This window comes from Synechococcus sp. CCY 9618, from assembly GCF_019038415.1.
In the GTDB taxonomy this organism is placed as follows: Bacteria; Cyanobacteriota; Cyanobacteriia; order PCC-6307; family Cyanobiaceae; genus Cyanobium.
Genome location: NZ_JAFKRG010000031.1, coordinates 17,000 through 42,104, shown reverse-complemented (window position 1 = coordinate 42,104; position 25,105 = coordinate 17,000). Strand labels below are relative to the sequence as shown.

General features: G+C 70.3%; 36 protein-coding genes and 1 tRNA gene. 29 read left to right on the top strand and 8 right to left on the bottom strand.

What is annotated here, in order from left to right; genetic code table 11:
• Nucleotides 1-124: 124 nt before the first annotated feature.
• Nucleotides 125-1,024 (bottom strand): prephenate/arogenate dehydrogenase, encoded by a 900-nt coding sequence (locus KUG41_RS07150; RefSeq protein WP_216902581.1) that lies wholly within the window; start codon nucleotides 1,022-1,024, stop codon nucleotides 125-127.
• A 43-nt stretch (nucleotides 1,025-1,067) separates the two neighbouring features.
• Here KUG41_RS07150 and KUG41_RS07145 point away from each other — a divergent pair, with 43 nt between their 5' ends.
• The 3 genes from KUG41_RS07145 to KUG41_RS07135 all read left to right on the top strand — a co-directional run bounded on the left by KUG41_RS07145 (nucleotide 1,068) and on the right by KUG41_RS07135 (nucleotide 3,280).
• A complete protein-coding gene (locus tag KUG41_RS07145; protein ID WP_216902579.1) occupies nucleotides 1,068-2,525 on the top strand; it encodes a helicase in 1,458 nt (485 codons plus the stop codon).
• Between the two features lie 28 nt (nucleotides 2,526-2,553).
• Nucleotides 2,554-2,805, top strand: coding sequence for a DUF2839 domain-containing protein (locus KUG41_RS07140; RefSeq protein WP_216902577.1), 252 nt, complete (start codon nucleotides 2,554-2,556; stop codon nucleotides 2,803-2,805).
• Between the two features lie 136 nt (nucleotides 2,806-2,941).
• Nucleotides 2,942-3,280: a DUF1815 family protein gene (locus KUG41_RS07135; protein WP_216902575.1), complete on the top strand. Its 339-nt coding sequence runs from the start codon at nucleotides 2,942-2,944 to the stop codon at nucleotides 3,278-3,280.
• A 51-nt stretch (nucleotides 3,281-3,331) separates the two neighbouring features.
• On the opposite strand, the gene recA is transcribed toward KUG41_RS07135, so the two are convergent.
• The 7 genes from recA to KUG41_RS07100 form a co-directional block, all read right to left on the bottom strand.
• Nucleotides 3,332-4,549 carry a recombinase RecA gene (recA, locus tag KUG41_RS07130; protein ID WP_216902573.1) on the bottom strand — a complete coding sequence of 406 codons (1,218 nt, stop codon included), beginning with the start codon at nucleotides 4,547-4,549 and terminating at the stop codon, nucleotides 3,332-3,334.
• Between the two features lie 199 nt (nucleotides 4,550-4,748).
• Nucleotides 4,749-5,531, bottom strand: a complete 783-nt coding sequence (locus KUG41_RS07125) for an HAD family hydrolase (RefSeq protein ID WP_216902571.1) — start codon at nucleotides 5,529-5,531, stop codon at nucleotides 4,749-4,751.
• A gap of 21 nt (nucleotides 5,532-5,552) precedes the next feature.
• Nucleotides 5,553-5,624, bottom strand: a tRNA-Gln gene (locus KUG41_RS07120).
• 112 nt (nucleotides 5,625-5,736) lie between these two features.
• Nucleotides 5,737-7,356: an AAA family ATPase gene (locus KUG41_RS07115; protein ID WP_371734064.1), complete on the bottom strand. Its 1,620-nt coding sequence runs from the start codon at nucleotides 7,354-7,356 to the stop codon at nucleotides 5,737-5,739.
• 110 nt (nucleotides 7,357-7,466) lie between these two features.
• Nucleotides 7,467-8,531, bottom strand: coding sequence for an LdpA C-terminal domain-containing domain (locus KUG41_RS07110; RefSeq protein WP_216902569.1), 1,065 nt, complete (start codon nucleotides 8,529-8,531; stop codon nucleotides 7,467-7,469).
• Nucleotides 8,532-8,574: 43 nt separating this feature from the next.
• The gene (locus KUG41_RS07105) at nucleotides 8,575-9,873 is read right to left on the bottom strand and encodes a sodium:proton antiporter (RefSeq protein WP_254216931.1); all 1,299 of its coding nucleotides are present in this window, start codon (nucleotides 9,871-9,873) and stop codon (nucleotides 8,575-8,577) included.
• 60 nt (nucleotides 9,874-9,933) lie between these two features.
• Complete coding sequence (locus KUG41_RS07100; RefSeq protein ID WP_216902567.1) at nucleotides 9,934-10,395, bottom strand: NAD(P)H-quinone oxidoreductase subunit N; 462 nt, start codon at nucleotides 10,393-10,395, stop codon at nucleotides 9,934-9,936.
• A 449-nt stretch (nucleotides 10,396-10,844) separates the two neighbouring features.
• On the opposite strand from KUG41_RS07100, the gene rplC reads away from it, so the two are divergent.
• From rplC to truA, 26 genes are all read left to right on the top strand, one after another.
• On the top strand, nucleotides 10,845-11,492 hold the full coding sequence (gene rplC / locus KUG41_RS07095) for a 50S ribosomal protein L3 (RefSeq protein WP_216902565.1): 648 nt from the start codon (nucleotides 10,845-10,847) through the stop codon (nucleotides 11,490-11,492).
• 11 nt (nucleotides 11,493-11,503) lie between these two features.
• Nucleotides 11,504-12,139 (top strand): 50S ribosomal protein L4, encoded by a 636-nt coding sequence (gene rplD / locus KUG41_RS07090; RefSeq protein WP_216902563.1) that lies wholly within the window; start codon nucleotides 11,504-11,506, stop codon nucleotides 12,137-12,139.
• Nucleotides 12,132-12,434, top strand: coding sequence for a 50S ribosomal protein L23 (locus tag KUG41_RS07085; protein ID WP_015109402.1), 303 nt, complete (start codon nucleotides 12,132-12,134; stop codon nucleotides 12,432-12,434). Before rplD ends, KUG41_RS07085 begins: the two co-directional genes overlap by 8 nt.
• Before the next feature lie 15 nt (nucleotides 12,435-12,449).
• On the top strand, nucleotides 12,450-13,313 hold the full coding sequence (rplB, locus tag KUG41_RS07080) for a 50S ribosomal protein L2 (RefSeq protein WP_216902561.1): 864 nt from the start codon (nucleotides 12,450-12,452) through the stop codon (nucleotides 13,311-13,313).
• A 35-nt stretch (nucleotides 13,314-13,348) separates the two neighbouring features.
• Complete coding sequence (rpsS, locus tag KUG41_RS07075) at nucleotides 13,349-13,624, top strand: 30S ribosomal protein S19 (RefSeq protein WP_216902559.1); 276 nt, start codon at nucleotides 13,349-13,351, stop codon at nucleotides 13,622-13,624.
• Between the two features lie 4 nt (nucleotides 13,625-13,628).
• Nucleotides 13,629-13,988 carry a 50S ribosomal protein L22 gene (gene rplV / locus KUG41_RS07070; RefSeq protein ID WP_216902557.1) on the top strand — a complete coding sequence of 120 codons (360 nt, stop codon included), beginning with the start codon at nucleotides 13,629-13,631 and terminating at the stop codon, nucleotides 13,986-13,988.
• 19 nt (nucleotides 13,989-14,007) lie between these two features.
• On the top strand, nucleotides 14,008-14,736 hold the full coding sequence (rpsC, locus tag KUG41_RS07065) for a 30S ribosomal protein S3 (protein WP_216902555.1): 729 nt from the start codon (nucleotides 14,008-14,010) through the stop codon (nucleotides 14,734-14,736).
• A gap of 16 nt (nucleotides 14,737-14,752) precedes the next feature.
• A complete protein-coding gene (gene rplP / locus KUG41_RS07060; RefSeq protein ID WP_216902553.1) occupies nucleotides 14,753-15,211 on the top strand; it encodes a 50S ribosomal protein L16 in 459 nt (152 codons plus the stop codon).
• Nucleotides 15,212-15,213: 2 nt separating this feature from the next.
• Nucleotides 15,214-15,426: a 50S ribosomal protein L29 gene (gene rpmC, locus KUG41_RS07055; protein WP_216902551.1), complete on the top strand. Its 213-nt coding sequence runs from the start codon at nucleotides 15,214-15,216 to the stop codon at nucleotides 15,424-15,426.
• A gap of 17 nt (nucleotides 15,427-15,443) precedes the next feature.
• Nucleotides 15,444-15,695, top strand: coding sequence for a 30S ribosomal protein S17 (rpsQ, locus tag KUG41_RS07050; protein WP_216902549.1), 252 nt, complete (start codon nucleotides 15,444-15,446; stop codon nucleotides 15,693-15,695).
• A gap of 10 nt (nucleotides 15,696-15,705) precedes the next feature.
• The gene (gene rplN / locus KUG41_RS07045; RefSeq protein ID WP_015109410.1) at nucleotides 15,706-16,071 is read left to right on the top strand and encodes a 50S ribosomal protein L14; all 366 of its coding nucleotides are present in this window, start codon (nucleotides 15,706-15,708) and stop codon (nucleotides 16,069-16,071) included.
• A 1-nt stretch (nucleotide 16,072) separates the two neighbouring features.
• Nucleotides 16,073-16,429 (top strand): 50S ribosomal protein L24, encoded by a 357-nt coding sequence (gene rplX / locus KUG41_RS07040; protein WP_216902548.1) that lies wholly within the window; start codon nucleotides 16,073-16,075, stop codon nucleotides 16,427-16,429.
• 113 nt (nucleotides 16,430-16,542) lie between these two features.
• On the top strand, nucleotides 16,543-17,082 hold the full coding sequence (gene rplE / locus KUG41_RS07035; protein WP_216902546.1) for a 50S ribosomal protein L5: 540 nt from the start codon (nucleotides 16,543-16,545) through the stop codon (nucleotides 17,080-17,082).
• Between the two features lie 20 nt (nucleotides 17,083-17,102).
• Nucleotides 17,103-17,504 (top strand): 30S ribosomal protein S8, encoded by a 402-nt coding sequence (gene rpsH / locus KUG41_RS07030; RefSeq protein WP_216902544.1) that lies wholly within the window; start codon nucleotides 17,103-17,105, stop codon nucleotides 17,502-17,504.
• A 16-nt stretch (nucleotides 17,505-17,520) separates the two neighbouring features.
• A complete protein-coding gene (rplF, locus tag KUG41_RS07025) occupies nucleotides 17,521-18,060 on the top strand; it encodes a 50S ribosomal protein L6 (RefSeq protein WP_216902542.1) in 540 nt (179 codons plus the stop codon).
• Nucleotides 18,061-18,092: 32 nt separating this feature from the next.
• Nucleotides 18,093-18,458 carry a 50S ribosomal protein L18 gene (rplR, locus tag KUG41_RS07020; RefSeq protein ID WP_216902541.1) on the top strand — a complete coding sequence of 122 codons (366 nt, stop codon included), beginning with the start codon at nucleotides 18,093-18,095 and terminating at the stop codon, nucleotides 18,456-18,458.
• Between the two features lie 14 nt (nucleotides 18,459-18,472).
• Nucleotides 18,473-19,135, top strand: a complete 663-nt coding sequence (gene rpsE / locus KUG41_RS07015) for a 30S ribosomal protein S5 (protein ID WP_216902539.1) — start codon at nucleotides 18,473-18,475, stop codon at nucleotides 19,133-19,135.
• Between the two features lie 8 nt (nucleotides 19,136-19,143).
• A complete protein-coding gene (rplO, locus tag KUG41_RS07010) occupies nucleotides 19,144-19,599 on the top strand; it encodes a 50S ribosomal protein L15 (protein WP_216902537.1) in 456 nt (151 codons plus the stop codon).
• 120 nt (nucleotides 19,600-19,719) lie between these two features.
• The gene (secY, locus tag KUG41_RS07005; protein WP_216902535.1) at nucleotides 19,720-21,039 is read left to right on the top strand and encodes a preprotein translocase subunit SecY; all 1,320 of its coding nucleotides are present in this window, start codon (nucleotides 19,720-19,722) and stop codon (nucleotides 21,037-21,039) included.
• A gap of 25 nt (nucleotides 21,040-21,064) precedes the next feature.
• The gene (locus tag KUG41_RS07000) at nucleotides 21,065-21,616 is read left to right on the top strand and encodes an adenylate kinase (RefSeq protein WP_216902533.1); all 552 of its coding nucleotides are present in this window, start codon (nucleotides 21,065-21,067) and stop codon (nucleotides 21,614-21,616) included.
• 43 nt (nucleotides 21,617-21,659) lie between these two features.
• Nucleotides 21,660-21,773, top strand: coding sequence for a 50S ribosomal protein L36 (gene rpmJ / locus KUG41_RS06995; protein WP_006173336.1), 114 nt, complete (start codon nucleotides 21,660-21,662; stop codon nucleotides 21,771-21,773).
• A 66-nt stretch (nucleotides 21,774-21,839) separates the two neighbouring features.
• Complete coding sequence (gene rpsM / locus KUG41_RS06990) at nucleotides 21,840-22,205, top strand: 30S ribosomal protein S13 (protein WP_216902531.1); 366 nt, start codon at nucleotides 21,840-21,842, stop codon at nucleotides 22,203-22,205.
• A gap of 171 nt (nucleotides 22,206-22,376) precedes the next feature.
• Nucleotides 22,377-22,769: a 30S ribosomal protein S11 gene (gene rpsK / locus KUG41_RS06985; protein WP_035830892.1), complete on the top strand. Its 393-nt coding sequence runs from the start codon at nucleotides 22,377-22,379 to the stop codon at nucleotides 22,767-22,769.
• 82 nt (nucleotides 22,770-22,851) lie between these two features.
• Nucleotides 22,852-23,790: a DNA-directed RNA polymerase subunit alpha gene (locus tag KUG41_RS06980; RefSeq protein ID WP_216902529.1), complete on the top strand. Its 939-nt coding sequence runs from the start codon at nucleotides 22,852-22,854 to the stop codon at nucleotides 23,788-23,790.
• A 46-nt stretch (nucleotides 23,791-23,836) separates the two neighbouring features.
• Nucleotides 23,837-24,187: a 50S ribosomal protein L17 gene (gene rplQ, locus KUG41_RS06975; RefSeq protein WP_015109423.1), complete on the top strand. Its 351-nt coding sequence runs from the start codon at nucleotides 23,837-23,839 to the stop codon at nucleotides 24,185-24,187.
• A 7-nt stretch (nucleotides 24,188-24,194) separates the two neighbouring features.
• Nucleotides 24,195-25,094 carry a tRNA pseudouridine(38-40) synthase TruA gene (gene truA, locus KUG41_RS06970; protein WP_216902646.1) on the top strand — a complete coding sequence of 300 codons (900 nt, stop codon included), beginning with the start codon at nucleotides 24,195-24,197 and terminating at the stop codon, nucleotides 25,092-25,094.
• Nucleotides 25,095-25,105: the final 11 nt, after the last annotated feature.

Sequence of the window (25,105 nt, the reverse complement as noted above, 5' to 3'; positions counted from 1 at the left end):
TGACGCGGATTCCGCTGGTTCTGCGGGTTCCGGCTGGCTTTCGCGATGGCCTGGTCTTCATCGCCCGGCCCGTATCCATCGGATTGGTGGGGAGCCTATCGGCAACACCGATCCGCCACACGGATCAGAGAAAGTCCGGCCGCAGCCGCTGGCAACGCTGCAGGGATCGCTGCAGATCCGGCCATTCCTCCCGCTCCACCAGCGTCTCAAGGATCTCGATGGCCTGGCGGTAATGGCCCAGGGCAGCCAGCAGCGCCTCCCGGTTCGTCCGGGCCATCAGCAGACCCAGTTCCGGATTGCCGCCCCCCACCCGGGTGGTGTCAGCGAAACCACTGGAGGCCAGGGCCCGCACCAGGGCCGCACCGGCACCACCGGCCCCGGCCTCCGCGGCCCCGGCATCGGCCGCCTGCAGCAGGGCCGCCCCCACCAGCACCGGCAGATGGGAGATCAGTGCCACCGCCCGGTCATGGGCATCGGCCTCGCAGCACAACCAGCGGGCTCCCACGGCCTCCGCCAGTTGCCGCACCGCCGCCAGGGCCTCCGGATCGGTATCCGGCGCCGGGGTCGCCACCCAGGGGCGACCCCGGAACAGGCCGGTCACACCGGCCTCCACCCCGGCCTGCGCCGTGCCCGCCATGGGATGGGAAGCCACGAACCGAGCCCCATCCCGTCCCCCGCCCGCCGCCCGCAGCAGCCCCTGCCAGCGACGCAGCACGGGCTCCTTCACCGAGCCCACATCAGTGATCACCGCCCCCGCCGGCAGGGCCGCCACCAGGGCGGGATCCGGATCCAGCAGCCGGTCGAGGGGCAGAGCCAGCACCACCAGCCCACAGCCCCGGAGCACCGACGGATCGGTGCTCACCTCGCCGGCCAGGCCCCGCTCCCGGGCGCGGGCGGCGCTGGCGGGACGGTGCACCAGGGCCCGCACCCGGGCCCCGGCCGCCATCAGATCCAGGCCCAGGGAGCCGCCGATGAGCCCCAGTCCCACCACCCCCACCGGTGCGCGCTGCCAGAGCGGTGTCATCGACGCTGCGGATCGGCTGGGCCCAGCTTCCTACGATCCGGCGATGTTGGAAGCCCGCGCCCACCAGCACCTCAAGGCCCTGCTGCAGCGGGAGGGCGTCGCACGCTGGCCCCACCACCTCACCCTCAGCCGCCTGGTCGCCCGCAGCCTGCGCCGCGCCGACCACACCCTGGTGCGGCTGGCCCCCGGCACCGACCCCAGCTGGTGGATCAGCCTCCTGGTTCCCCTGGCCCTGAGCGAGGCGCCCCTGGCCCTGGTGGTCACCCCGCCCCTGCGCCAGCGGCTGCTGCAGGTGGAATGGCCGCGGCTGCGCGGCGTGGGTCTGGAGCTGGCCTGCTGGGAAGGGCCCGGAGCGCCCCCCGCCGGCCGGCTCTGGCTGCTCGACCACCGGGAGCTGGTGGCGGCCTGGCGCAGCGGCGCCCTGGGGGAACGGCAGCTGGTGATCCCCGAGGCCGAAAGCCTGGAGTGGGCCCTGCGCGAGGCCCTGGAGGTGGCGCTGGAGCCCGGCCACTGGGACCAGCTGCGCCGCGCCCAGCCGTGCGCCGAAGCCTGCCTGCTGGCCCTGCACGAACGGCTCAGCCGCCGGGTGCTGGCCCACCCGCGCTCCCCCCAGCTCCTGGTGCCCCTGGCCGACGACGACGAGGCCCCCCTGCGCCATCTGCTGCAGCTGCTGGAGCCCCTGCCGGAGCCCTGGCCCCGCTGGCTGGCCGCAGGAAGCGGCTGGAGCAGCTGGGCGCGGGTGGACCCCTCCCTGCTGCAGTGGGAGCTGCTGCGCCAGCCCCTTGAACCCCTGAGCGAACTGGCCGGCCTGCTGGCCGGACGGGGGGCTGTGCTCATCGGCGAGCTGGCCACCGGCCGGGCGGCGGAGGGCCAGCCAGCCTCCGGTGCCGCCCTGGGTCTGGAGCCTGCTGTGGTGCTGGATCTGGCCGATCCCCCCCTGGCGGACCCCCTGCCCCTGTTCGCCCCCCCGGGCCAGCCCCTGCCCAACAGCCCCCATTTCGGTGAGCATCTGCTCGAGCAGAGCCGACGGCTGGTGCTGGGCCAGAGCGGACTCACGGTGGTGGTGCTGGACGACCCTGGCCTGCGCCTCGGTCTGGCCAGCGGCCTGGCGGCCGAATTCGGCAGCCGCGTGAGTCACCAGAGCACCGCTCCGGAAAGCAATGGGGTGGTGTGCTGCAGCTGGAGCTGGTGGCTCGAGCACCAGCCGCGGCTGCCCCAGCCCTGCCAGGTCGTGGTGGGCCTGCTGCCGATCGCCAGCCTGGAGGATCCCCTCACCGCGGCCCGCGTCGCCGTCCTGCGCCAGCAGGGTCGCGACTGGTTCCGGGAGCTGCTGCTCCCTGAGGCCCTCAACCGACTGCAGCGCGGGGTGGCGGGGCTGCGGCGCAGCGGTGGCCGGCTGGCGGTGCTGGACGGCCGCCTGCGGGGACGCAGCTGGGGACGCCTGGTGTTCACCGCCCTCGAGCCCTGGGTGGCCCTGGCCCGGCTCCTGCCCGGCCCCTAGCCTGGCTCCAGTTGCCGTCGGAACCCGGATGGGGGAAGCCAAGCGCCGCGCTGATCAGGGTCTGCCGCCCCGGGACAAGCCGCGGGCCGGGAAAAGCAGACCCGTGGACGATTCGCCCCGCATCGCCCCCTGGCTGCCCCTGACCCGCAACCAGGCCAACCGCTTCGTGGCGGTCACCACCAAGGGAGCCTGGATCGGCATCGGTGGCCTGGCCCTGTTCTGGATCACCGTTCGCTTCATCGGTCCCGCGGCCGGCTGGTGGACCCTGGCGGACGGCTGAGCCATGGCAGACGGCTGAACCGGACGCGGTCCTCGCCGGGCGGAGGCCGGGGTGCCGGTTTCAGCACCTGAGCATTCCTACCTAGCGGCAATCGGAAGAAAAGCTTAGATTCGGCAGACCGTGATAGCAACGACCCATGTTTCTCCGTCTGGCCGAGCAATACCGCTCGGTCGTTGAGGATCTGATCCTGAGCCTCCAGGCCCTGGCGGTGTCCCTGCGGAAACAGGGCATGGCGGCCACCTGCTACCTGTGCGGCGATGGCCGCGATGGTCATGGGGCCTCCTTCGTCGCCGACCTGGGCGACAACCACATGGTGCGGCTGCTGGTGTCCGACTTCGGCATCAGCTGGGTGGAATCCCGCAACGGCCAGGAGCTGGTGAAGCTGGAAGGCGCCGACGCCATCCAGGAACTGCAGCGGGTGGCCCTGGTGCTTCAAACCCCCGACCCTGCGGTCGCCCTTCCCGCCCAGCCCTGAGAACCCTGCCCCTCCCGGCGGGAGGAGGGGCAGGCGCCAGCCGGTCGCCGCTCAGCCGGCGGCAGGCATCTCCGCCGGCTGAGCGGCGACCGCCTCATCACCGGCCTGGGGTTTGGCCGCTGCCAGCTTGGCCGCCGCCGCCAGGGGCTTCATCGAATTGGCCGTGACCTCCGAGCCCTCGGTGAGCTTCTGGCGGGTGAGCTTCTCGATCACCTCCTTCGGTTCAGGGTTCTGCTCCAGCCAGGCGATCGTGTTGTCGCGGCCCTGGCCGATGTTGTCGCCCTCGTAGCTGTACCAGGCGCCCTTGCGGGTGACCACGCCGGTTTCCTCGGCCAGATCCAGCAGGCAGCCCAGGGTGCTGATGCCGCGGCCGAAGAGGATGTCGAACTCGGCGATGCGGAAGGGAGGGGCCACCTTGTTCTTGGCCACCTTCACCTTGGCCCGGATGCCGTACTCCTCGGTGCCGCGCTTGAGGGTCTGGATGCGGCGGATGTCGAGCCGCACCGAGGCATAGAACTTGAGGGCGTTGCCGCCGGTGGTGGTCTCCGGGTTGCCGTAGGTGACGCCGATCTTCTGGCGCAGCTGGTTGAGGAAGATCACCGTGCAGCCCGACTTGCCGATGTTGCCGGTGATTTTGCGCATGGCCTGGCTCATCAGCCGGGCCTGGCTGCCCACGGCCAGATCGCCCATCTCCCCCTCGATCTCCGCCCGGGGCGTCAGGGCCGCCACCGAGTCGACGACGACGACGTCGACGGCGGCCGAGCGCACCAGCTGGTCGACGATCTCCAGAGCCATCTCGCCGGTGTCCGGCTGAGAGACCAGCAGGTTCTCGATGTCGACCCCCAGGGCCGCGGCATAGACCGGATCGAGGGCGTGCTCGGCGTCAACGAAGGCCGCCACGCCGCCCCGCTTCTGAACCTCGGCGATGGCGTGCAGGGTGAGGGTGGTCTTGCCGGAGCTCTCGGGCCCGTAGACCTCCACCACCCGGCCCTTGGGATAGCCGCCCCCCAGGGCCAGATCGAGGGTGAGGGCACCGGTGGGGACCGTTTCCACCCGCATGCGGGAGGCATCCCCCAGCCGCATGATCGAACCCTTGCCGAAGTTGCGCTCGATCTGGTTGAGCACCAGGCCCAGGGCCTTGTCGCGCTCGGCGGCGGCCCGGGGGTCGCCGCCCGGGGCGGCGGCGGAGACGTAGGAGGTGGAGGAACTGGAGGCGGAGGAGCCGGAAGCGGAAGCAGCGGCGGCAGCGGCCTTGGAATCGGCAGGCATGGTGGGGATCGGTGGGGGAACGGGCCGCGGCAGGCGGTCGCCGGGAACGCGAAGGGGCGGTGGAGAGTGGGCCGGTGGGGAGTGGGCCCGCTGAAGAGGGGAACCCGGAACCGGGGGCCATCCTGCGACCTCTGGAGAACCAGTGCCACCCGGAGAGGCCGGCGTATCAATCGCTGTAGTACGGGCGTACTCTAGCGGCTCAGGGCCAGTGCGCCAGGGGGGCCTCGAAAGCCGCCGGCTCCAGCAAGCGGATTCCCAGGGGACCCAGCCCCTCCCCGTCCCCCGGGCCCAGATACCCCCACGACACCAGATAGCAGCGCACCGCCTCCAGGCCGGGCGTGCTCCGCACCAGCTCCAGGGTCGGGCGCCGGTCCTCGATGAACCAGAGGGGGCGCCGGGCCGGGTCCCGCTCGGCCGCCAGGCGCCCCAGCACCGACGGCTTGCTGCCCTGCTCGTGGCCGTACAGGGCCAGGGGCGTGAGGCCGGCGGCGGCCAGCAGACGGGCGGCGAAGGCCCCGCCCTTGGTGGTGAGCACGGCCCAGTCGGCCCCCTCCGCCTCCAGGCGCTCCAGGCGGGACTGCACGCCGGGATAGAAGCGGTGCAGGGCCAGCCAGCCGTCGAGATCGGCGGCGATGGCCTCCTGCCGCAGGCCCTCCAGCGACTGCTGCAGCTGATCGGGAGTCCAGCCCCAGCGCGCCAGGGACCGGGTCAGGAAGGCGTCGTAATCCGCCAGGGCTGCCCGCAGATCGAACCCGGGCCGGCCCAGCTCGGCGGCCATCAGCACCATCTCCCAACCCTTGTGGATCAGGGGCCGCAGTCGGGCGAAAGCGGCGGGTGCCGGCTCCGGCAGCTGCAGGCCGCCAGCGGGCCTGGGACCGTCGGCCAGAGCCAGGGCCGCCCGCCGGGCCGACCACCAGTACTCGGCCATGCCGTCGACCAGCACACCGTCGAAATCGAACACCAGCAGGGGGCGTTCAGGCACCGGTGGTGGGGGAGGAAAAAACTGGGCCGCTAGGATTCGAACCTAGGAATGTCGGGACCAAAACCCGATGCCTTACCGCTTGGCGACGGCCCAATCAAGCCCATGGGATGGGAAAGACGTCGGTCAGGAACCGGCGTCTAGCTAGTTACCCACAGCGCCCGGTCCTTCGTCAACTCGCCCGCGTCCACCCTGGCTGCAGGCCCCTTCAGGCAGGGAAGACGCGCAGCCGCTGCTGGCGTCCGCGGCCGAACACGGCGCTGCGCAGGCGGTAGCGGTCCACCAGTTCGGCCTGCATGGCCCGCACCGGCTCACTGCGGGGCAGCAGCTCCACCGGCCGGCCCTGGGGCAGCACCACCTGCTCCACCGCCAGCCGGCACTCCTCCAGGGCGGCATGGGCATCGTCCAGGCGTGCCGGGCCCTCCGGCTCGTGATCCGGATCGGCGCCGCCGGCGCCAGCGCCCCCCTCACGCCGTCGCTCCAGAAGCCGCTCCATGGCCCGTTGCAGCTGGTGGGGCGTGTCCGACTTGATCACCAGGATCGGCAGGCCCAGGTCGCGGGCCTGACGGCGCAGCTCCGGATCACGGCCCAGCTGGCCGCGCACGCTGAGCAGGGCATCGGCGTCCTCGGGCCCGGCCACCACCTGCACCGGCAGCTGGCGGCTGCGCACGGCCTCCTCCAGCTGTCGGGCCGCCATCCCCACCCCGTAGACCCGCAGCGGCGGCACGGGAGGCCCGGCAGCCGCCGCGGCCGGGCCGGGGCCGGCGGGATCGGGCAGGGGCACCACCGCCAGGGGGGCCGGGCCCGGGCGGCGGGGGGCGGGAGCCGCGCCCCAGGCGGGAGGTGGAGCTGGGGCGGGCCTGACGGGCTCGTCCTCACGCAGCAGCAGGCGGCCGTCGGTGTCAAGCTCCCGCACCTGGGGCCGGGTGGGCTGGCCCCGCAGCAGCAGGTCGACGGTGCCGGCCACATCCCGGTGCACCAGCCAGCGGTGGCGACTGTGCATCTCCACCGCCAGGGGAAAGGTGGGGTCGGCGGCCCGCTCCAGCACCGTCTTCTGGGTGCGGCGGCGGCGGGCCTCCTCGTCGCCCAGGGTCACCGACTGGATCCCCCCCACCAGATCGCTGAGGGTGGGGTTGCGGATCAGGTTGGCCAGTTCGTTGCCGTGGGCCGTGGCCACCAGCATCACCCCCCGTTCGGCGATGGTGCGGGCCGCCTGGGCCTCCAGCTCGGTGCCGATCTCATCGATCACGATGACCTCGGGCATGTGGTTCTCCACCGCCTCGATCATCACCTGGTGCTGCAGCTCGGGCCGGGCCACCTGCATGCGCCGGGCCCGGCCGATGGCCGGGTGGGGGATGTCGCCGTCGCCGGCGATCTCGTTGCTGGTGTCGATCACCACCACCCGTCGCTGCAGGTCGTCGGCCAGCACCCGGGCGATCTCCCGCAGGGCCGTGGTCTTGCCCACCCCGGGACGGCCCATCAGCAGCAGGGACTGGCCGGTGTCCAGCAGGTCGCGCACCATCGCCACGGTGCCGAACACGGCCCGGCCCACCCGGCAGGTGAGGCCCACCACATCGCCGGTGCGGTTGCGGATGGCGCTGATGCGGTGCAGGGTGCGCTCGATGCCGGCCCGGTTGTCGCCGCCGAAGGGGCCGAGCCGCTGCAGCACCGCCGCCAGGTCGGCCCGCTCGATCGCATCACCCCCCAGGGGCACCGCCCGGCCGGGGTAGCGGGCCTCCGGCACCCGGCCCAGGTCGAGCACCACCTCCAGCAGCCCCTCCCGCTGCTCCGGACCGGCCAGGGCCCGCTGCACCACCGGGGGCAGCACGGCCAGCAGCCGGTCCAGATCGTCGGTGACCCGCTGGGGAGAGAGGGCGGGGTGGGTCGAAGGCTCCAGGGGGCGCCGGGGTGAAGCGACCGGTTCGTTCTAGCCGGGCTTCAGGGGCCGCCGCCGCCGGCGCCCCGGGCCAGCCAGGGCCCCACCAGCGCCTGCGTGAGTGCCAGGGCCCGCGGCCAGAGCCGCGGCAGGTCGAGCAGACGCCGCCCTTCCGCCTCGGCCTCCTGCAGCAGGGGCTGAAGCTGGCGGCGGGCCACCCCCCCGAAGGCCACCCCCGCCGCCCGCGGGACGGCCGCCGGGGAGCGCTCCAGCAGCGCCAGGGTGCGGGCATTGGTGCCGCCTGCCAGCTGCAGCGGACCCGGCGGCGCCAGCGGGGCCAGACGCTCCAGCAGGGCCACGGCCGCCCGGGCGGTGCCGATGCCCACGTCGCCGCTCATGGGACGGCCATCCAGCTGCCAGAGGGGCCGGAAACCGGCCCGGCGCAGCAGGCGGAAGCGCTGCCAGAGCTCCGCCGCCAGCCCTTCGACGCTTCCCCCGCCGTCCTCGAGGCCGGCGCTGACCGCCACCCGGCGCAGGGGCACCCCGCTGGCCCTCAGCTGCTCCACCCGTTCGGCGAAGGCCTCCAGCCGCCCCGGCCGCGTGTGCAGCTCCACCGCGTCGGGGGCCAGCTCCGCCAGCAGGCCCGCCAGGGCGGCCGGCGCCACCACCTGGCTGCGCTCCTCGATCAGCCCGTGGGGGCAGGCGGGCAGGCAGCGGCCGCAGCCGTAGCAGCGGGCAGCCGCCACCCCCCGGCCGTCGATGGCCAGGGCCGGGCAGACCCGCTCGCAGGGCCGCGGGCAGGCCGGCGGACAGCGGGCCGGATCGAACCAGGCCTTGCGGAAATGGGGATCGAGGCCGTCACTGAGGCTGACCATCAGCCAGGGTCGCCGGGCGCCCCGGGCCGCCGCCCAGCCCATCCCGCGGCGGGCCGCCGCCACCACGGCCGGATCGGCCGCCACATCCAGGCAGTGCACCCCCGCCAGGGTGTGGATGCCGGCCAGATCCTCGATGGCGGCCAGATCCTGGTTGCTCGCCCCGCCGATCAGCTTCACCCAGGCCCCCCGGGCCAGGGCCCGCTCGGGTTCCGTGAGCAGCTCCGGTGCGGGGGCCCAGGCCGTGGCACCCATGCGTGGCACTGCTGGGGAGCATTGATCCTGCCACTGATGCCGCTCAGCCGGCCCGGGGCAGGTCGGCGGCCTCGCCGGCCAGGGCGGGCTCCAGCGGCGCCGGTTCCGCGCCGCTGCCGGGCTGGGAGAGCCCCAGCCGGGCCACCAGCCAGGGGGCGGTGAATCCCTGCAGACCCACGGTCATCAGGATCGTCAGGAACACCAGCCCCTTGAGCACACCGCCGCCGGCCACCTCCGCCCGGTCGAGCTCGAGGGCGAAGAGGCTGACCACCGCCGCGGTCACGATGCCGCGCGGGGCGATCCAGCTCAGCAGCACCTTCTCGCGCCAGTCGAGGCTGGGCAGGCCCAGGCCCGTGGCCTGGATCAGGGGCCAGCGGACCAGCATCAGGGCCAGCACGCAGCCCACTCCCCCCAGGCCGAGGGGACTGAGTTCCGCCCACGACACATCAGCGGCCAGCAGGGGGAACAGGACGGTGATGGCGAGCATGGCCAACTGGCGGATCAGTTCATCCAGCTGGGTGGCGGCCGCATCGAGGCGCAGGCCCACCACCACTCCGGCGCTCACCGCCGCCGGCAGGCCCGATTCCGGCAGCAGGGCCTCGCAGCCGCTGAACATCAGGAACAGAGCCCCCAGGGTGAGCTGGAGCTCCAGACCACTGGCTTCGGCGGAGACCGCCCCGTCACCGCCGTTGGCTGCCCCCACCGCGCCGAGGCGGCTCAGGGCCTCGGAGAGCAGCAGCCCGGCCAGGCCACCGATCGCCACCCCTCCCCCCAGACGCAGCAGCAACCGGGAAGCCACCTCCTGCCAGCCCCCCAGATCCCCCAGGGTCACCTGAAGCAGCACCAGGCCCAGTACGGCGCTCACCGGTTCGAGGATCAGGCCTTCCGCCTCCAGCAGCTGGGCCAGCTTCGGCGCGAGCCGCAGCTGGCGAACCATGGGGGTGACCACCGTGGGGCCGGTGGCCAGGGCGATCGCCCCGTAGACCAGCGACAGGGACCAGGGCAGGCCCGCCAGCAGGTGGGCGAGCAGGGCCGCCAGGGGCAGCCCCAGCACCAGCCGCACCAGCACGAGCTGCAGCACCGAGCGCTGCAGGTCGCGGCCGGCCAGCCGCAGGTTGAGGCCCCCGTCGAAGAGCACCAGGCTCACCAGAAGCCCCACCACCGGCTCCAGGCCGGCACCGAGGTCCTCGGGGTGCACCAGATCGAAGCCGGCATGGCCCGCCAGCAGGCCCATGCCCAGCAGCAGCACCACGGCCGGCTGGCCCGTCACCCAGGCCGTGGCCTGGGCCAGGGAGCCGGCGAAGAAGGCCGAACCCCAGATCAATGCCAGCCGCTCACTCAACTGCCGGGAGTCCGCCGAACGGGGTCAGGCTATGGGGGACCACGCCGGGCTGCGGTGGCCTCAGGCGGGAACAAGCTGCTCAAGGGGCTGCCAGCGCAGCACCCGGGCGCCGCCCATCTCCACCACCATCTTGAGGCGCGGTTCGCGCCGGCAGAGGTCGCAGAGGCCGGCGAGCTCGGAGCTGCTCAGCACCTGACCCTCCAGCAGCCACAGCAGCACGGGACCCTCCCCGGCCAGCTGGGCGCCCAGCAGGGGCATCACGCGTTGCACCTCGCCCACGGCGGCGCCCTTGCCCACGCTGTGATGCCCGAGATGGGGCGGCCGGATGCCGTGCAGCTGCAACAGGTAGGCCTCCGGATCGCCCAGGCCCCGGGCGGAGGTGAGCTGAGCCCGGTAGCCCGCCGCCCGCAGCCGCCGCAGCAGGCGGGTTTCGGCACCGCCCTCCAGGGGCACGAACAGGGCGAGGGCACCGCAGCGCTCCAGTTCGTTGCGGAAACCGCGGCCGGTCATCAGCAGAGGCATCGGGAGCGGCAGACGGGTCGGGGGTGAGTCTGGCAGCAGGCCCGGGCCCCGGAGGTGGTGGTGCACACCATGGGGTAGGGTGGTCTCTTGTGCCGATCATCTGTGCCCGTCCGCTAGCCGGGCCTCCAGAGAACGGTACGGGATGCGTCATTGGTGATGCCTCCTTTCTGGCCCGCACGATCCAGTGCAGCGCTTCGCCGCTGTCCGGAACGTCGGGATACTGCCGGACACAACGAAATCAGGCCGGGGGTTCGCCCCCAACCCGTTTCGTCCTCGGTTCCGGCAAGTCCCAGCCCGCTGATTCGCCTCGCTAGCTCCTGACCTCCGGGTCAATCTGCGATTCCACGAATTCAGCCCCCGCCGTCCGGCGGTTTCTTCGGGTTTCCGGGCTCCGGCCCAGACTCCCGACGTTGCGCCACGGCAGTCCAGCTGGTGTTGTTCTCCCTCCCATGTCCATCGGCATTCTCGGGAAGAAGCTGGGTATGTCCCAGTTCTTCGATGAAGAAGGCAAATCCATTCCGGTCACCCTGATCGAAGCGGGTCCCTGCCGCATCACCCAACTCAAGAGCGAAGCCACCGACGGCTACACCGCGGTGCAGCTCGGCTTCGGCGAAACGCGCGAGAAGCTCGTCAACAGACCCGCCAAGGGCCACCTGGCCAAGTCCGGCGAGGCGCCCCTGCGGCACCTCAAGGAGTACCGCCTGGAGGCCATTGACGGCCTTGAGCTCGGTGCCCCCGTCACCGTCGAGGACTTCAGCCCCGGCCAGAAGGTCGACGTCAGCGGCGACACCATCGGCCGTGGCTTCTCGGGCCTGCAGAAGCGCCACGGCTTCAGCCGCGGTCCGATGAGCCACGGCTCCAAGAACCACCGCGAACCGGGCTCCATCGGCGCCGGCACCACGCCCGGCCGGGTCTATCCCGGCAAACGGATGGCCGGCCGCTACGGCGGCAAGCAGATCACCACCCGCGGCCTCACCATTCTCAAGGTGGACGCGGAACGCAATCTGCTGGTCGTCAAGGGCTCGGTGCCCGGCAAGCCCGGCGCCCTGCTCGACATCCGCCCGGCCAGGCGGGTGGGCAGCCCCGCCGCGAACTGAGGAGAACACCCATGACTGACTGTGTGATCCGCGACTGGCAGGGCAAGGAGAGCGGCAAAGCTCCCCTCGGCCTCAAGGTCGCCAAGCCGACATCCGCCAAAGGCCTGCTGCACCGGGCGGTGGTGCGCCAGCTGGCCCACGCCCGCCAGGGCACGGCCAGCACCCTCACGCGGGCCGAGGTGGCCGGCGGTGGCCGCAAGCCCTATAAGCAGAAGGGCACCGGCCGGGCCCGCCAGGGCTCGATCCGCACCCCCCTGCGACCCGGCGGTGGCGTGATCTTCGGACCCAAGCCCCGCAGCTACGCGGTGGCGATGAACCGCAAGGAACGCCGCCTGGCCCTGCGCACCGCCCTGATGAGCCGCGTTGCGGACATCACGGTGGTGAAGGGCTTCGCCGAAGGGCTCGACACCCCCAAAACGAAGGAGATCACCGCCGCCCTGGCCCGCTTCGGCATCGAGGCCGGAGCCAAGGTGCTGCTGGTGCTCGACGGGGCTTCCGAGGCCGTGCGCCGTTCGGTGCGCAACCTCGAAAAGGTGAAGCTGATCGCCGCCGATCAGCTGAACGTGTTCGATCTGCTCCATGCCAACAAGCTCGTGCTCAGCGAAGAGGCACTGGCCAAGATTCAGGAGGTCTACGGCGATGTCTGAGCGATTTGCAGGCCGGCTGGCGGACGTGATCCGTCGCCCGCTGATCACCGAGAAGGCCACCCGGGCCATCGAGATCAACCAGTACACCTTCGAGGTGGACCATCGGGCCGCGAAGCCCGACATCAAGGCGGCCGTCGAGCACCTGTTCGACGTCAAGGTCGTCGGCGTCAGCACCATGAATCCCCCCCGCCGCACCCGCCGGGTGGGGCGCTTCGCCGGCAAACGCGCCCAGGTGAAGAAAGCGGTGGTGCGGCTTGCCGAAGGCAACGCCATCCAGCTGTTCCCTGAGTCCTGAGGGGTCTGAAACGTCATGGCAATCCGCAACTACAGGCCCAACACTCCCGGCACCCGCACATTGGTGGTCACTGACTTCAGTGACATCACGGGCAAGAACCGGGAACGGGGCCTGGTGGTGTCCAAGCACCGCCACAAGGGCCGCAACAACCGCGGCGTGATCACCTGCCGCCACCGCGGCGGTGGCCACAAGCGCCTCTACCGCATCGTCGACTTCCGTCGCGACAAGCACGGCGTGAGCGCCAAGGTGGCCGCGATCCACTACGACCCGCACCGCAACGCCCGTCTGGCGCTGCTCTATTACACCGACGGCGAGAAGCGCTACATCCTGGCTCCGGCCAACGTGGCCGTCGGCCAGAGCGTGGTGTCCGGCCCCGATGCTCCGATCGAGAACGGCAACGCCCTGCCCCTCTCGGCCATTCCCCTCGGCTCGAGCGTCCACAACGTGGAGCTCTACGCCGGCCGGGGCGGCCAGATGGTGCGCACCGCCGGGGCCAGCGCCCAGGTGGTGGCCAAGGAAGGCGACTACGTCGCTCTCAAGCTGCCCTCCACGGAGGTGCGGCTGGTGCGCCGTGAGTGCTACGCCACCCTCGGTGAGGTGGGCAACGCCGAACAGCGCAACACCAGCCTGGGCAAGGCCGGCCGCAAGCGCTGGCTGGGCCGCCGCCCCGAGGTGCGCGGCAGTGTGATGAATCCCTGCGACCACCCCCACGGGGGTGGCGAGGGCCGGGCACCGATCGGCCGCTCCGGCCCGGTCACCCCCTGGGGCAAGCCCGCCCTGGGCCTCAAGACCCGCAAGCGCAACAAGCCGAGCAACCGGTTCGTGCTGCGCAAGAAGCGCCGCACCTCCAAACGGAGCCGAGGCGGACGCGACTCCTGATGACCCACACCGCTCTGCTGTTCGCCTGATCCGCCATGGGACGCTCACTCAAAAAAGGTCCGTTCGTCGCCGACCACCTGCTTCGCAAGGTGGAACGGCAGAACGCCGCCGACGACAAGACCGTGATCAAGACCTGGTCACGGGCCTCCACCATCCTGCCGATGATGATCGGCCACACCATTGCCGTTCACAACGGCAAGGCCCACGTGCCCGTCTACGTGACGGAGCAGATGGTGGGCCACAAGCTGGGCGAATTCGCCCCCACCCGCACGTTCCGCGGTCACATCAAAGACAAGAAGGGAGGCCGCTGATCCGATGGCAACCAACACCCCCGACACCCAGGCCCTGGCCCACGGTCGCTTCATCCGAGGCTCCGTGTCCAAGGTCCGCCGGGTTCTCGATCAGATCCGGGGTCGCACCTACCGCGATGCCCTGATCATGCTCGAGTTCATGCCCTACCGCTCCACCGGCCCGATCACCAAGGTGCTCCGCTCCGCGGTCGCCAATGCCGAACACAACCTCGGCCTCGATCCGGCCACCCTGGTCATCAGCCAGGCGATCGCCGACATGGGCCCATCCCTGAAGCGGTTCCGACCCCGCGCCCAGGGCCGCGCCTACGCCATCAAGAAACAGACCTGCCACATCAGCATTGCTGTGGCAGCGCCCACCGCCTGACCCCCGAGGACACCGCCCGATGGGACACAAGATCCATCCAACCGGCCTGCGCCTGGGGATCACCCAGGATCACCGCTCCCGCTGGTACGCCCCAAGCAAGACCTACCCCGTCCTCCTTCAGGAGGACGACCGGATCCGGTCGTTCATTCACAAGAAGTACGCCGCCGCCGGCATCAGCGACGTGCTGATCGCCCGCAAGGCCGACCAGCTCGAAGTGGAACTCAAGACCGCCCGTCCGGGCGTGCTTGTGGGCCGCCAGGGCAGCGGCATCGAGGAACTGCGCGCCGGCATCCAGAAGACCCTCGGCGACGTGCACCGTCAGGTGCGCATCAACGTGGTCGAGGTGGAGCGGGTCGACGCCGACGCCTTCCTGCTGGCCGAGTACATCGCCCAGCAGCTGGAGAAGCGGGTGGCCTTCCGGCGCGTCATGCGCATGGCGGTGCAGCGCGCCCAGCGGGCCGGGGTGCTGGGTCTGAAGCTCCAGGTGAGCGGGCGCCTCAACGGCGCCGAGATCGCCCGGACGGAGTGGACCCGCGAGGGTCGCGTGCCCCTGCACACCCTCCGCGCCGACATCGACTACGCCACCAAGGTGGCCACCACCACCTATGGGGTGCTGGGCATCAAGGTCTGGGTGTTCAAAGGGGAGGTGCTTCCCGGTCAGCAGGATCAGCTGCCCGTGGGTGGAGCACCGAAACGCCGGGCGAACCGCCGGCCGCAACAGTTCGAAGACCGCTCCAACGAGGAGTGATCAGGAGGCCTGAACCATGCTGAGTCCAAAACGCGTCAAGTTCCGAAAGCAGCAGCGAGGCCGCATGCGCGGCATCGCCACGCGCGGCAACACCATCGCCTTCGGCGATTTCGCCCTGCAGGCCCAGGAGTGCGGGTGGATCACCTCCCGCCAGATCGAGGCCAGCCGCCGGGCCATGACCCGCTACGTCAAGCGGGGGGGCAAGATCTGGATCCGGATCTTCCCCGACAAGCCCGTCACCATGCGGCCGGCCGAAACCCGCATGGGATCCGGCAAGGGCAACCCGGAGTTCTGGGTGGCCGTGATCAAGCCGGGTCGCATCCTGTTCGAGATGGGGGGTCCTGAAATCACCCCCGAGATCGCCAAGGAGGCCATGCGTCTGGCCCAGTACAAACTGCCGGTCAAGACGAAGTTCCTCGCCCTGGCCGACCAGGAGGCAGCCGCCCCCGAACCCGCCCTCGCAGTGGAGTCCTGACCATGGCCCGTCCCACCATCACCGACGTGCGCGCGCTCAGCGACGCCCAGATCGGCGAACAGATCGACGGCATCCGCCGCGAGCTGTTCGACCTCCGCTTTCAGCAGGCCACCCGCCGGCTGGAGCACCCGCACCGCTTCAAGGAGGCCCGCATCAAGCTGGCCCACCTGCTGACGGTGCAGGAGGAGCGCCAGCGCTCCACCGTCGCCTCCTGATTCCCCCCTCCATCCCCATGGCACTCAAGGAAAGGGTCGGCACCGTCGTCAGCGACAAGATGGACAAAACGGTGGTGGTGGCGGTGGAAAACCGCTTCCCCCATCCCATCTATCAGAAGACCGTCCGCCGCACCACCCGCTACAAGGCCCACGACGAAGCCAACAGCTGTCGCGTGGGTGACCGGGTCCGGATCACCGAGACCCGCCCCCTCAGCCGCACCAAACGTTGGGCCGTGGCCGAAGTACTCACCACCACCAGCGCCGGCTGAGGAACCACCCATGATTCAGCAGGAAACCTTCCTCAACGTCGCCGACAACAGCGGCGCCAAGCGCATCCAGTGCATCCGGGTGCTCGGCACCAACCGGCGCTACGCCCACGTGGGCGACGTGATCGTGGCGGCCGTCAAGGACGCCATGCCCAACATGGGCGTCAAGAAATCGGATGTGGTCAAGGCCGTGGTGGTGCGCACCCGGGCCACGCTGCGCCGGGACACCGGCAATGCCATCCGCTTCGACGACAACGCCGCCGTGATCCTGGGGAACGACAACAACCCCAAGGGCACCCGGGTCTTCGGCCCCGTCGCCCGCGAGCTGCGTGAACGCAACTTCACCAAGATCGTGTCCCTCGCTCCGGAGGTGATCTGAGATGGCCACCGCAACCCCCAAAGCCCGGCCCGTGCAGCGCATCAAGATGCGCATCCGCAAGGGCGACACGGTCCAGGTGATCGCCGGCAAGGACCGGGGCAAGACCGGCGAGGTGCTGCGCACCCTGCCGAACGAGAACCGCGTCGTGGTGCAGGGCATCAACCTGCGCACCCGTCACGTCAAACCCACCCAGGAAGGCGAGACCGGCCGGATCGTCACCGAAGAGGCCTCCCTGCACGCCTCCAACGTGATGCTCTTCTCCACCGACAAGAAGGTGGCCAGCCGGGTGGAGATTGTCGTCCAGGAGGACGGCACCAAGAAGCGCCGCCTCAAGAAGACCGGGGAGGTGCTCGACTGACCGCCGCCTCCGCTCCATCCCGCGACGTCCCACCCCACGTCGTGACGCTCCCTTTCTCCCCTTCCCTGTCCGCCTTCTGACCCCGTCCAGAAGCGCCCCCCCATCCCCCCGCCATGTCACTCAAACAGCGCTACCGGGAGACGATCCAGCCCAAGCTGCTGAAGGATCTCAACCTCTCCAACGTCCACGAGGTTCCCAAGGTGGTCAAGGTCACCGTCAACCGGGGCCTCGGTGAGGCGGCCCAGAACGCCAAGGCGCTCGAGGCCTCGATCACCGAACTGGCCACCATCACCGGCCAGAAGGTGGTGGTGACCCGCGCCAAGAAGGCCATCGCCGCCTTCAAGATCCGCCAGGGCATGCCGATCGGCGTGGCCGTCACCCTGCGGGGCGAGCGGATGTACGCCTTCCTGGAGCGCCTGATCAACCTGGCGCTGCCGCGCATCCGCGACTTCCGCGGCGTGAGCCCGAAGAGCTTCGACGGCCGGGGCAACTACACCCTGGGGATCCGGGAGCAGATCATCTTCCCCGAGATCTCCTTCGACAAGATCGATGCCATCCGGGGGATGGACGTCACGATCGTGACCAACGCCCGTAACGACGAAGAGGGCCGGGCCCTCCTCCGCGAAATGGGAATGCCGTTCCGCAATACCTGAGCCCCCTTCCGGACACGACCATGGCCAACCACGACCCGATCTCCGACATGCTCACCCGCATTCGCAATGCGAGTGAGAAGCGCCACGAGCGCACCAGGATTCCCGCTTCCCGCCTCTCCCGCAGCATCGCCAACGTGCTCCAGCACGAGGGCTTCATCGCTGCCATCTCCGAAGAGGGCGAAGGGGTGCAGCGCCAGCTGGTGCTTGAGCTGAAATACAGCGGCAAGCACCGCCAGCCCACCATCCGTTCCGTGCAGCGGGTGAGCAAGCCCGGCCTGCGCATCTACAAGAACACCCGCCAGCTGCCCAAGGTGCTGGGCGGCCTCGGCGTGGCGATCATCTCCACCTCCCGGGGTGTGATGAGCGACCGTGATGCCCGCAAGCAGGGCGTCGGCGGCGAAGTGCTCTGCTACGTCTACTGATCCCAGGAGTTGTTCCATGTCCCGTATCGGTAAAGCCCCGATTCCCATCCCCGACAAGGTGACCGTCAGCCTCAATGGCCTGGCGGTGACCGTGAAGGGTCCCAAGGGCGAACTCAGCCGCGTTCTCCCGGAGGGCGTCAGCGTCAGCCAGGAGGACGGCACCGTGGTGGTGAGTCCCACCAGCAGCCACCGCCGCTCCCGCGAGCGCCACGGCCTCAGCCGCACCCTCGTCGCCAACATGGTGGAAGGGGTCAGCCAGGGCTTCACCCGCAAGCTCGAGATCATCGGCGTGGGCTACCGCGCCCAGGTCCAGGGCCGCAAGCTCGTGGTCAGCGCCGGCTACAGCCACCCGGTGGAGATGGTCCCTCCTGAAGGGGTCACCTTCACCGTGGAGAACAACACCTCGGTCCTCGTCTCCGGCGCCGACAAGGAGCTGGTGGGCAACGAGGCGGCCAAGATCCGCGGCATTCGTCCGCCCGAGCCCTACAAGGGCAAGGGCATCAAGTACGAAGGTGAGAAGATCCTGCGCAAGGCCGGCAAGACCGGCAAGAAATGAGGTCTGCTCGAGCGTCAACCGTCTGATCCCCCATGTCTACCCTCTCCCGCAAACAGCAGACCCAGAAGCGTCACCGCCGCCTGCGTCGTCTGCTCTCCGGCACCGCCGACCGTCCCAGGCTGGCCGTGTTCCGCTCCAACAACCACATCTACGCCCAGGTCATCGACGACGACGCCCAGAGCACGCTCTGCGCCGCGTCCACCCTCGACAAGGACCTGCGCACCAGCGTCCAGGCGGCTGCGACCTGCGATGCCTCCGTCGCCGTGGGTCAGCTGGTCGCCCAGCGTGCCCTCGCCAAGGGCATCCAGCAGGTGGTCTTCGATCGCGGCGGCAACCTGTACCACGGCAGGGTCAAGGCCCTTGCTGACGCCGCCCGGGAAGCGGGCCTTCAGTTCTGATCCCTGCTCTCACCATGACCGAAACCAACGACCAGATCCAGACCGGCGCCGTGCCTGCGGCCTCCGACGTCCCCGCCGCTGCCGAAGGCCAGCAGGAGCAGCGCCGGGGCGGCGGTGGTGGCCGGGGCGACTCCAAGGGCGGCGACCGCCGCGGCGGTGGCCGCGGCCGTGACAACCGTCGCGGCCAGGAGCGTGACTCCGAATGGCAGGAGCGGGTGGTGCAGATCCGCCGTGTCTCCAAGACCGTCAAGGGCGGCAAGAAGATGAGCTTCCGGGCCATCGTCGTGGTCGGTAACGAGCGCGGCCAGGTGGGTGTCGGCGTCGGCAAGGCCGGCGACGTCATCGGCGCCGTCCGCAAGGGCGTGGCCGACGGCAAGAAGCATCTGGTCAAGGTGCCTCTCACCCGCACCAGCTCGATTCCCACCCTCAGCAACGGCCGCGACGGCGCCGCCAGCGTGCTGATCCGGCCGGCCGCCCCCGGCACCGGGGTGATCGCCGGCGGTTCGATCCGCACCGTGCTCGAACTGGCCGGCATCAAGAACGTGCTGGCCAAGCGGCTCGGCTCCAAGACCCCGCTCAACAACGCCCGCGCCGCCATGCAGGCCCTCCAGGGCCTGCGCACCCACAAGGAGACCGCCAAGGAGCGGGGCATCTCCCTTGAGCAGATCTACTCCTGAGGCCCGCCATGACGACCTTCTCTCTCAACAGCCTTCAGCCCCAGACGGGCTCCCGCAAGCGCAAGCTGCGCAAGGGTCGCGGCATCGCCGCCGGCCAGGGCGCCAGCTGCGGCTTCGGCATGCGCGGCCAGAAATCCCGCTCCGGCCGTCCCACCCGCCCCGGCTTCGAGGGTGGCCAGATGCCCCTCTACCGGCGCATCCCGAAGCTCAAGCACTTCCCGGTCGTCAACCCCACCCACTACACGGTGATCAACGTGTCGCGGCTGGGTGAGCTCACGGCCGGCAGCACCGTCAGCCTCGACTCCCTGGAGCAGGCCGGCCTGGTGACCAGCCCCCGCTACCCGCTCAAGGTTCTGGGCAACGGCGACCTGAAGGTGAAACTCACCGTCCAGGCGGCCGCGTTCACCGCCTCCGCCCGCGCCAAGATCGAGGCTGCCGGCGGCAGCTGCGAGATCGTCGCCTGAGCACGGGGGGCGATCCTGCCTCCAACCGGGAGCCGTCTGCCCGTAGCCTTGCGCTGCGGCAGGCGGCTCCGGTCGTATCGCCCCTCTCCCCGCTTCCCACCCCACAGTCCCGTCACCACCATGCTCCTCAGCAGGGGGCGCAATCCGAGCGCCGCTGAAATCCTCGTCCAGCTGGTCCAGTCGAAGGGCCTGCGGGATCGGGTGCTCACCACCCTCGGCCTGCTGCTGCTGGTGCGTCTGGGGATCTACATCCCGGTGCCCGGGATCGATCGGGTCGCCTTCCAGGACTTCATCCGTCAGGGCGGCCAGCTGATCGGCTTCCTGGACATCTTCACCGGCGGTGGCCTGTCCACCCTCGGGGTGTTCGCCCTGGGCATCCTGCCCTTCATCAACGCCTCGATCATCCTGCAGCTGATGACGGCGGCCCTGCCCCAGCTCGAGGAGCTGCAGAAGAACGAGGGCGAGGCCGGCCGGCGCAAGCTGGCCCAGATCACCCGCTACGTCGCCCTCGGCTGGGGCATCCTCCAGAGCGTCGTCTTCGCCCTGATCCTGCGCCAGTACGCCCTGCCGGGCCTGCCGGACTGGCTCTTCGTCGTCCAGACCTCCCTGGCCCTGGTGACGGGCTCGATGGTGGTGATGTGGATCAGCGAGGTGATCACCGAACGGGGCATCGGCCAGGGGGCCTCGCTGGTGATCTTCATCAACATCGTCGCCACCCTGCCCAAGGCCCTGGGCTCCACCATCCAGCTGGCCCAGAGCGGCGATCGGGCCACGGTGGGAGGCATCGTGGTGCTGGTGATGGTCTTCCTGGTGACGATCGTGGGGATCATCTTCCTGCAGGAGGGCAGCCGGCGCATCCCGATCGTGAGCGCCAAGCGCCAGGTGGGCGGCGCCAGCATGCTGGCCTCCCGTCAGAGCTACCTGCCCCTGAAGCTCAACGCCGGTGGGGTGATGCCGATCATCTTCGCCTCGGCGGTGGTGTTCCTGCCCCTCACCATCGCCAACCTCACCAGGAACCCCCTGCTGATCCGGGTGGCGGGATACCTCAACCCCAACAGCAGCACCCCCTGGCTCTACGCCCTGGTGTACTTCGCCCTGATCTGCGGCTTCGCCTTCTTCTACGCCTCCCTCACGGTCAACCCGGTGGACATCGCCACCAACCTGAAACGCTCGGGAGTCGCCGTCCCCGGCGTGCGGCCGGGCTCGGCCACCGCCGACTACCTGTCCGGCGTCTCCAACCGGCTCACCCTGCTGGGGGGCCTGTTCCTCGGCGCCGTGGCGATCATTCCCTCGGCGGTGGAGGGTGCCACCCAGGTGCGCACCTTCCAGGGTCTGGGGGCCACCTCCCTGCTGATCCTGGTGGGCGTGGCCATCGACACGGCCAAGCAGGTCCAGACCTACGTCATCTCCCAGCGCTACGAAGGGCTGGTGCGCCAGTAGCCCCTCCCCCTCATTTCTCCATCCCATGAAGCAGCGACTCCTCTTCCTCGGCCCCCCCGGTGCCGGCAAGGGCACCCAGGCCGAGCTCCTGGCCGAACGTCACCAGCTCCTGCACCTCTCCACCGGGGAACTGCTGCGGGCCGAGGTGAAGGCGGGCAGTGCCCTGGGGCAGGAGGCGGAGGCGGTGATGGCCCGCGGCGAGCTGGTCAGCGATGCCCTGGTGCTGGCGATCGTGCGCCACCGCCTGGAAAACCATCACGGGGGCTGGCTGCTGGACGGCTTCCCCCGCAACCTGGCCCAGGCCGAGGCCCTCGATGGCCTGCTGGCGGAGCTCGACCAGCGGATCGAGCAGGTGGTGCTGCTGGAACTGGAGGACGGCGTGCTGATCCAGCGCCTGCTCTCCCGCGGCCGGGCCGATGACAACGAGGAGGTGATCCGCAACCGGCTGGTGGTCTACCAGGAGCAGACCGCCCCCCTGATCGACCATTACCGCCACATGGGCCTGCTCCGCAGCGTGGAGGCCTCCGGCACGGTGGAGGAGATCTCGGCGCGGATCGTGGCCGGACTGGTTGACTGATGTGATACGTTAGCGGTTTGCAAATTCGGAGAGCACAACGCCCATGAAGGTGCGTGCCTCAGTCAAGAAGATGTGCGACAAGTGCCGGGTGATTCGTCGCCACGGCCGGGTCATGGTGATCTGCACCAACCCCAAGCACAAGCAGCGTCAGGGTTGACCCTTGCCGTTGCCACGGCGGCCGCCTCCGGCTGCCACCCCCATTGCCCTCTGAACGTTTCCTGACGTGGCTCGGATCGCCGGTGTCGATATCCCTCGTGACAAGAGGGTTGAGATCTCACTCACCTACGTGTACGGGATCGGGCTCACCCGGGCCCGCAAGATTCTCGCCAAATCGGGGGTCAGCCCCGACATCCGGGTGAAGGACCTCAGCGACAGCGACGTGCAGAAGCTGCGCGGAGCCGCTGAGTCCTTCATCCTCGAGGGCGACCTGCGCCGCGAAGAGGGCATGGCCCTCAAGCGCCTGCAGGACATCGGCTGCCTGCGGGGCCGTCGCCATCGCATGGGCCTGCCCGTGCGTGGCCAGCGCACCCGCACCAATGCCCGCACCCGCCGCGGTGCCCGCAAGACCGTCGCCGGCAAGAAGAAGTAAGTCCGGGACTCCCGGCCTGCTCCTTCCTCCGCCTCAAACTCCTTCCCCCCCTGCCTGCGGCTCCCAGCGGCCGCCGTTCGGCCGCAGCCCCGCCGCCCTCCTCCCCGGAAGGGCGTCACCGGGGTTTCCCCAGTCCCCCGATCACCTCCCTGCATCCGCAGGACCTCCGCCATGGCCAAGCCCGCCAAGAAGACCGGCCCCAAGAAGGCCAAACGCAACGTCCCGAACGGCGTCGCGCACATCCAGAGCACCTTCAACAACACCATCGTCTCCATCACCGACACCGCCGGTGAGGTGATCAGCTGGTCCTCTGCCGGTGCCAGCGGCTTCAAGGGCGCCCGCAAGGGCACCCCCTTCGCCGCCCAGACCGCCGCCGAGGCGGCGGCCCGCCGGGCCCTGGAACAGGGCATGCGTCAGATCGAGGTACTGGTCCGCGGCCCGGGCTCCGGCCGTGAAACCGCCATCCGGGCCCTCCAGGTGGCCGGTCTCGAGATCACCCTGATCCGCGACGTCACCCCCCTGCCCCACAACGGCTGCCGCCGGGCCAAGCGCCGCCGGGTCTGAGCCGACCGGAATCCTCCGGCCTCCTGCCCGCCTCCCCCGTGCCGCGCTCGCGGCCACCTTCCCCTTTTCTCCACCTCAGACCGTGTTGCACTACCAGATCGATCGGGTCGAGCACCAGGTCGCCGACGACCGTTCCCAGACGGGCGTCTTCCTGATCGGCCCCCTGGATCGGGGCCAGGCCACCACCCTCGGCAACGCCCTGCGACGCGTCCTGATCGGCGGTCTCGAAGGCAGTGCCATCACGGCGGTGCGTCTCTCGGGTGTGAACCACGAGTACGCCACGGTGCCCGGCGTCCGCGAAGACGTGCTGGACATCCTGCTCAACTGCAAGTCCGTCCCGGTCAACAGCCGCAGCCGCGACCTGGAGATCGGCCGCCTGATGGTCAACGGTCCGGCCAGGGTGACGGCCTCGGATCTGCAGTTCTCCCCCCAGGTGCAGGTGATCGACGGTGATCGGGAGATCGCCACCGTGGCCGAAGGCCACAGCCTGGAGATGGAGGTGCATGTGGAGCGGGGCATCGGCTACCGGCCCGTGGATCGCCACAACGAGGACACCTCCGCCATCGACCTGCTCCAGATCGATGCGGTCTTCATGCCCGTGCGCCGGGTCAACTACACCGTCGATGAAACCGCCGTCGGTGAAGGCGGTTCGGCCCGCGAGCGGCTGCGCATCGAGATCGAGACCAACGGCAGCGTCACCCCCGACGACGCCATGGCCCAGGCGGCCAACCAGCTGATCGGCCTGTTCCAGCCCCTGGCGACCCTCACCATGGCCGAGGAGCCGGGCCTGGAGCCGGAGCCTTCGGCCGAGGCCCAGATCCCCCTGGAGGAACTGAACCTCTCGGTGCGGGCCTACAACTGCCTCAAGCGCGCCCAGGTCAACTCCGTATCCGATCTCATGGGCTTCAGCTACGAAGACCTGCTGGAGATCAAGAACTTCGGCTCCAAGTCCGCCGACGAGGTGATCGAGGCGCTTGAGAGGATCGGCATCTCCCTGCCCCAGAGCCGCACCAGCGGCTGAAAGGCGATCACCCCTGCCCCGCTTCGCCACCCGCCCCGTCCCCACCATGCGACACCAGTGCCGAGTCCCCCTGCTGGGACGCCCCGCCGACCAACGCAAGGCCATGCTGCGCGGCCTCACCACCCAGCTCATCCGTGAAGGCCGGGTCACCACCACCAAGGCCCGTGCCAAGGCCCTGCGTGACGAGGCCGAGCGCATGATCACCCTGGCCAAGGACGGCACCCTTGCCGCCCGCCGCCGGGCCATCGGCTACATCTACGACAAGCAGCTGGTGCACGCCCTGTTCGACAAGGCCCAGGATCGCTACGGCGACCGCCAGGGTGGCTACACCCGCATCATCCGCACCGTGCGTCGCCGGGGTGACAACGCCGAGATGGCGATCATCGAGCTGGTCTGAGCCCTCCCTGACCCCCTCCGGGCCCCAGTTCCCAAGGCCAGACGCCCTTGCCGGGCCCCTGGCTGCGCCCGGAGTCCGGCGGATCGCCATCTCGATCCAGTACGACGGATCCGCCTTCCACGGCTGGCAGCGCCAGACTCTCAACGGCAGCGTCCAGGAGACCCTGGAGGCTGCGATACGGGCTCTCGACCCCCATCGTCCTGTCCATGCAGTGGCCGCGGGCCGCACTGACAGCGGCGTCCATGCCGCCGCCCAGGTGGTCCACTTCGATGCGGCAGGCCCCATTCCCGTGGGTCGCTGGGCCAGGGCCCTCAACGGCCGGCTGCCGCCCACGATCCGGGTGCGGGCCGCCGCCGAGGTGCCGGGCGACTGGCATGCCTGCTTTTCCGCCACCTACCGGCGCTACCGCTACACGATCCACAACGGACGCACCCCCAATCTGTTTCTCGCCCCCTGGAGCTGGCACCGCTACCAGTGGCGGCTGGATGAGCAGGCCATGGCCCGCTGCCTGGAGGCCCTGCTCGGCGAGCACGACTTCTCCGCCTTCCAGCGGGCGGGCAGCCGTCGGGCCCACGCCCGCACCACCCTGCAGGACGTGGAGATCGTCCGCCAGGGGGATCTGCTGGTCACCGAGGTGCAGGCCAGCGGCTTCCTGTACGGCATGGTCCGTCTGCTGATGGGGCAGCTGGTGGCGGTGGGAGAAGGCCGCCTGGAAAGCGAGGCGTTCCTGCGCCGCTGGCGCAGCGGGGCCCGCCACGAGGTGAAGGAGGCCGCCCCGCCCCAGGGACTCTGCCTGCTGCGGGTGGGCTATCCGCAGCCGGTGTTTCCGGAGGCCGGCTGGTATGATTGCCAACCGCGATTTCTTCTGGAATCGCACGATTCTCCCTGCGATCCGACGACGCGGTAGGGTCGATCCTT

Bases quoted from the DNA above. Each gene is read 5' to 3' on its own strand.
- rplX (WP_216902548.1), top strand. From the start codon at position 16,073: ATGGCCACCGCAACCCCCAAAGCCCGGCCCGTGCAGCGCATCAAGATG.
- KUG41_RS07100 (WP_216902567.1), bottom strand. From the start codon at position 10,395: ATGCCTCTGCTGATGACCGGCCGCGGTTTCCGCAACGAACTGGAGCGC.
- rplD (WP_216902563.1), top strand. From the start codon at position 11,504: ATGACTGACTGTGTGATCCGCGACTGGCAGGGCAAGGAGAGCGGCAAA.
- rplF (WP_216902542.1), top strand. From the start codon at position 17,521: ATGTCCCGTATCGGTAAAGCCCCGATTCCCATCCCCGACAAGGTGACC.
- rplN (WP_015109410.1), top strand. From the start codon at position 15,706: ATGATTCAGCAGGAAACCTTCCTCAACGTCGCCGACAACAGCGGCGCC.
- rpsH (WP_216902544.1), top strand. From the start codon at position 17,103: ATGGCCAACCACGACCCGATCTCCGACATGCTCACCCGCATTCGCAAT.
- rplR (WP_216902541.1), top strand. From the start codon at position 18,093: ATGTCTACCCTCTCCCGCAAACAGCAGACCCAGAAGCGTCACCGCCGC.
- rpmJ (WP_006173336.1), top strand. From the start codon at position 21,660: ATGAAGGTGCGTGCCTCAGTCAAGAAGATGTGCGACAAGTGCCGGGTG.
- rplP (WP_216902553.1), top strand. From the start codon at position 14,753: ATGCTGAGTCCAAAACGCGTCAAGTTCCGAAAGCAGCAGCGAGGCCGC.
- KUG41_RS07145 (WP_216902579.1), top strand. From the start codon at position 1,068: ATGTTGGAAGCCCGCGCCCACCAGCACCTCAAGGCCCTGCTGCAGCGG.
- KUG41_RS07140 (WP_216902577.1), top strand. From the start codon at position 2,554: ATGGGGGAAGCCAAGCGCCGCGCTGATCAGGGTCTGCCGCCCCGGGAC.
- rpmC (WP_216902551.1), top strand. From the start codon at position 15,214: ATGGCCCGTCCCACCATCACCGACGTGCGCGCGCTCAGCGACGCCCAG.
- KUG41_RS07150 (WP_216902581.1), bottom strand. From the start codon at position 1,024: ATGACACCGCTCTGGCAGCGCGCACCGGTGGGGGTGGTGGGACTGGGG.
- rpsQ (WP_216902549.1), top strand. From the start codon at position 15,444: ATGGCACTCAAGGAAAGGGTCGGCACCGTCGTCAGCGACAAGATGGAC.
- rplB (WP_216902561.1), top strand. From the start codon at position 12,450: ATGGCAATCCGCAACTACAGGCCCAACACTCCCGGCACCCGCACATTG.
- rplV (WP_216902557.1), top strand. From the start codon at position 13,629: ATGGCAACCAACACCCCCGACACCCAGGCCCTGGCCCACGGTCGCTTC.
- KUG41_RS07135 (WP_216902575.1), top strand. From the start codon at position 2,942: ATGTTTCTCCGTCTGGCCGAGCAATACCGCTCGGTCGTTGAGGATCTG.
- KUG41_RS07085 (WP_015109402.1), top strand. From the start codon at position 12,132: ATGTCTGAGCGATTTGCAGGCCGGCTGGCGGACGTGATCCGTCGCCCG.
- rpsK (WP_035830892.1), top strand. From the start codon at position 22,377: ATGGCCAAGCCCGCCAAGAAGACCGGCCCCAAGAAGGCCAAACGCAAC.
- rplC (WP_216902565.1), top strand. From the start codon at position 10,845: ATGTCCATCGGCATTCTCGGGAAGAAGCTGGGTATGTCCCAGTTCTTC.
- rpsE (WP_216902539.1), top strand. From the start codon at position 18,473: ATGACCGAAACCAACGACCAGATCCAGACCGGCGCCGTGCCTGCGGCC.
- rpsC (WP_216902555.1), top strand. From the start codon at position 14,008: ATGGGACACAAGATCCATCCAACCGGCCTGCGCCTGGGGATCACCCAG.
- rplE (WP_216902546.1), top strand. From the start codon at position 16,543: ATGTCACTCAAACAGCGCTACCGGGAGACGATCCAGCCCAAGCTGCTG.
- rplO (WP_216902537.1), top strand. From the start codon at position 19,144: ATGACGACCTTCTCTCTCAACAGCCTTCAGCCCCAGACGGGCTCCCGC.
- secY (WP_216902535.1), top strand. From the start codon at position 19,720: ATGCTCCTCAGCAGGGGGCGCAATCCGAGCGCCGCTGAAATCCTCGTC.
- KUG41_RS07110 (WP_216902569.1), bottom strand. From the start codon at position 8,531: ATGGGTGCCACGGCCTGGGCCCCCGCACCGGAGCTGCTCACGGAACCC.
- recA (WP_216902573.1), bottom strand. From the start codon at position 4,549: ATGCCTGCCGATTCCAAGGCCGCTGCCGCCGCTGCTTCCGCTTCCGGC.
- rpsS (WP_216902559.1), top strand. From the start codon at position 13,349: ATGGGACGCTCACTCAAAAAAGGTCCGTTCGTCGCCGACCACCTGCTT.
- rplQ (WP_015109423.1), top strand. From the start codon at position 23,837: ATGCGACACCAGTGCCGAGTCCCCCTGCTGGGACGCCCCGCCGACCAA.
- KUG41_RS07000 (WP_216902533.1), top strand. From the start codon at position 21,065: ATGAAGCAGCGACTCCTCTTCCTCGGCCCCCCCGGTGCCGGCAAGGGC.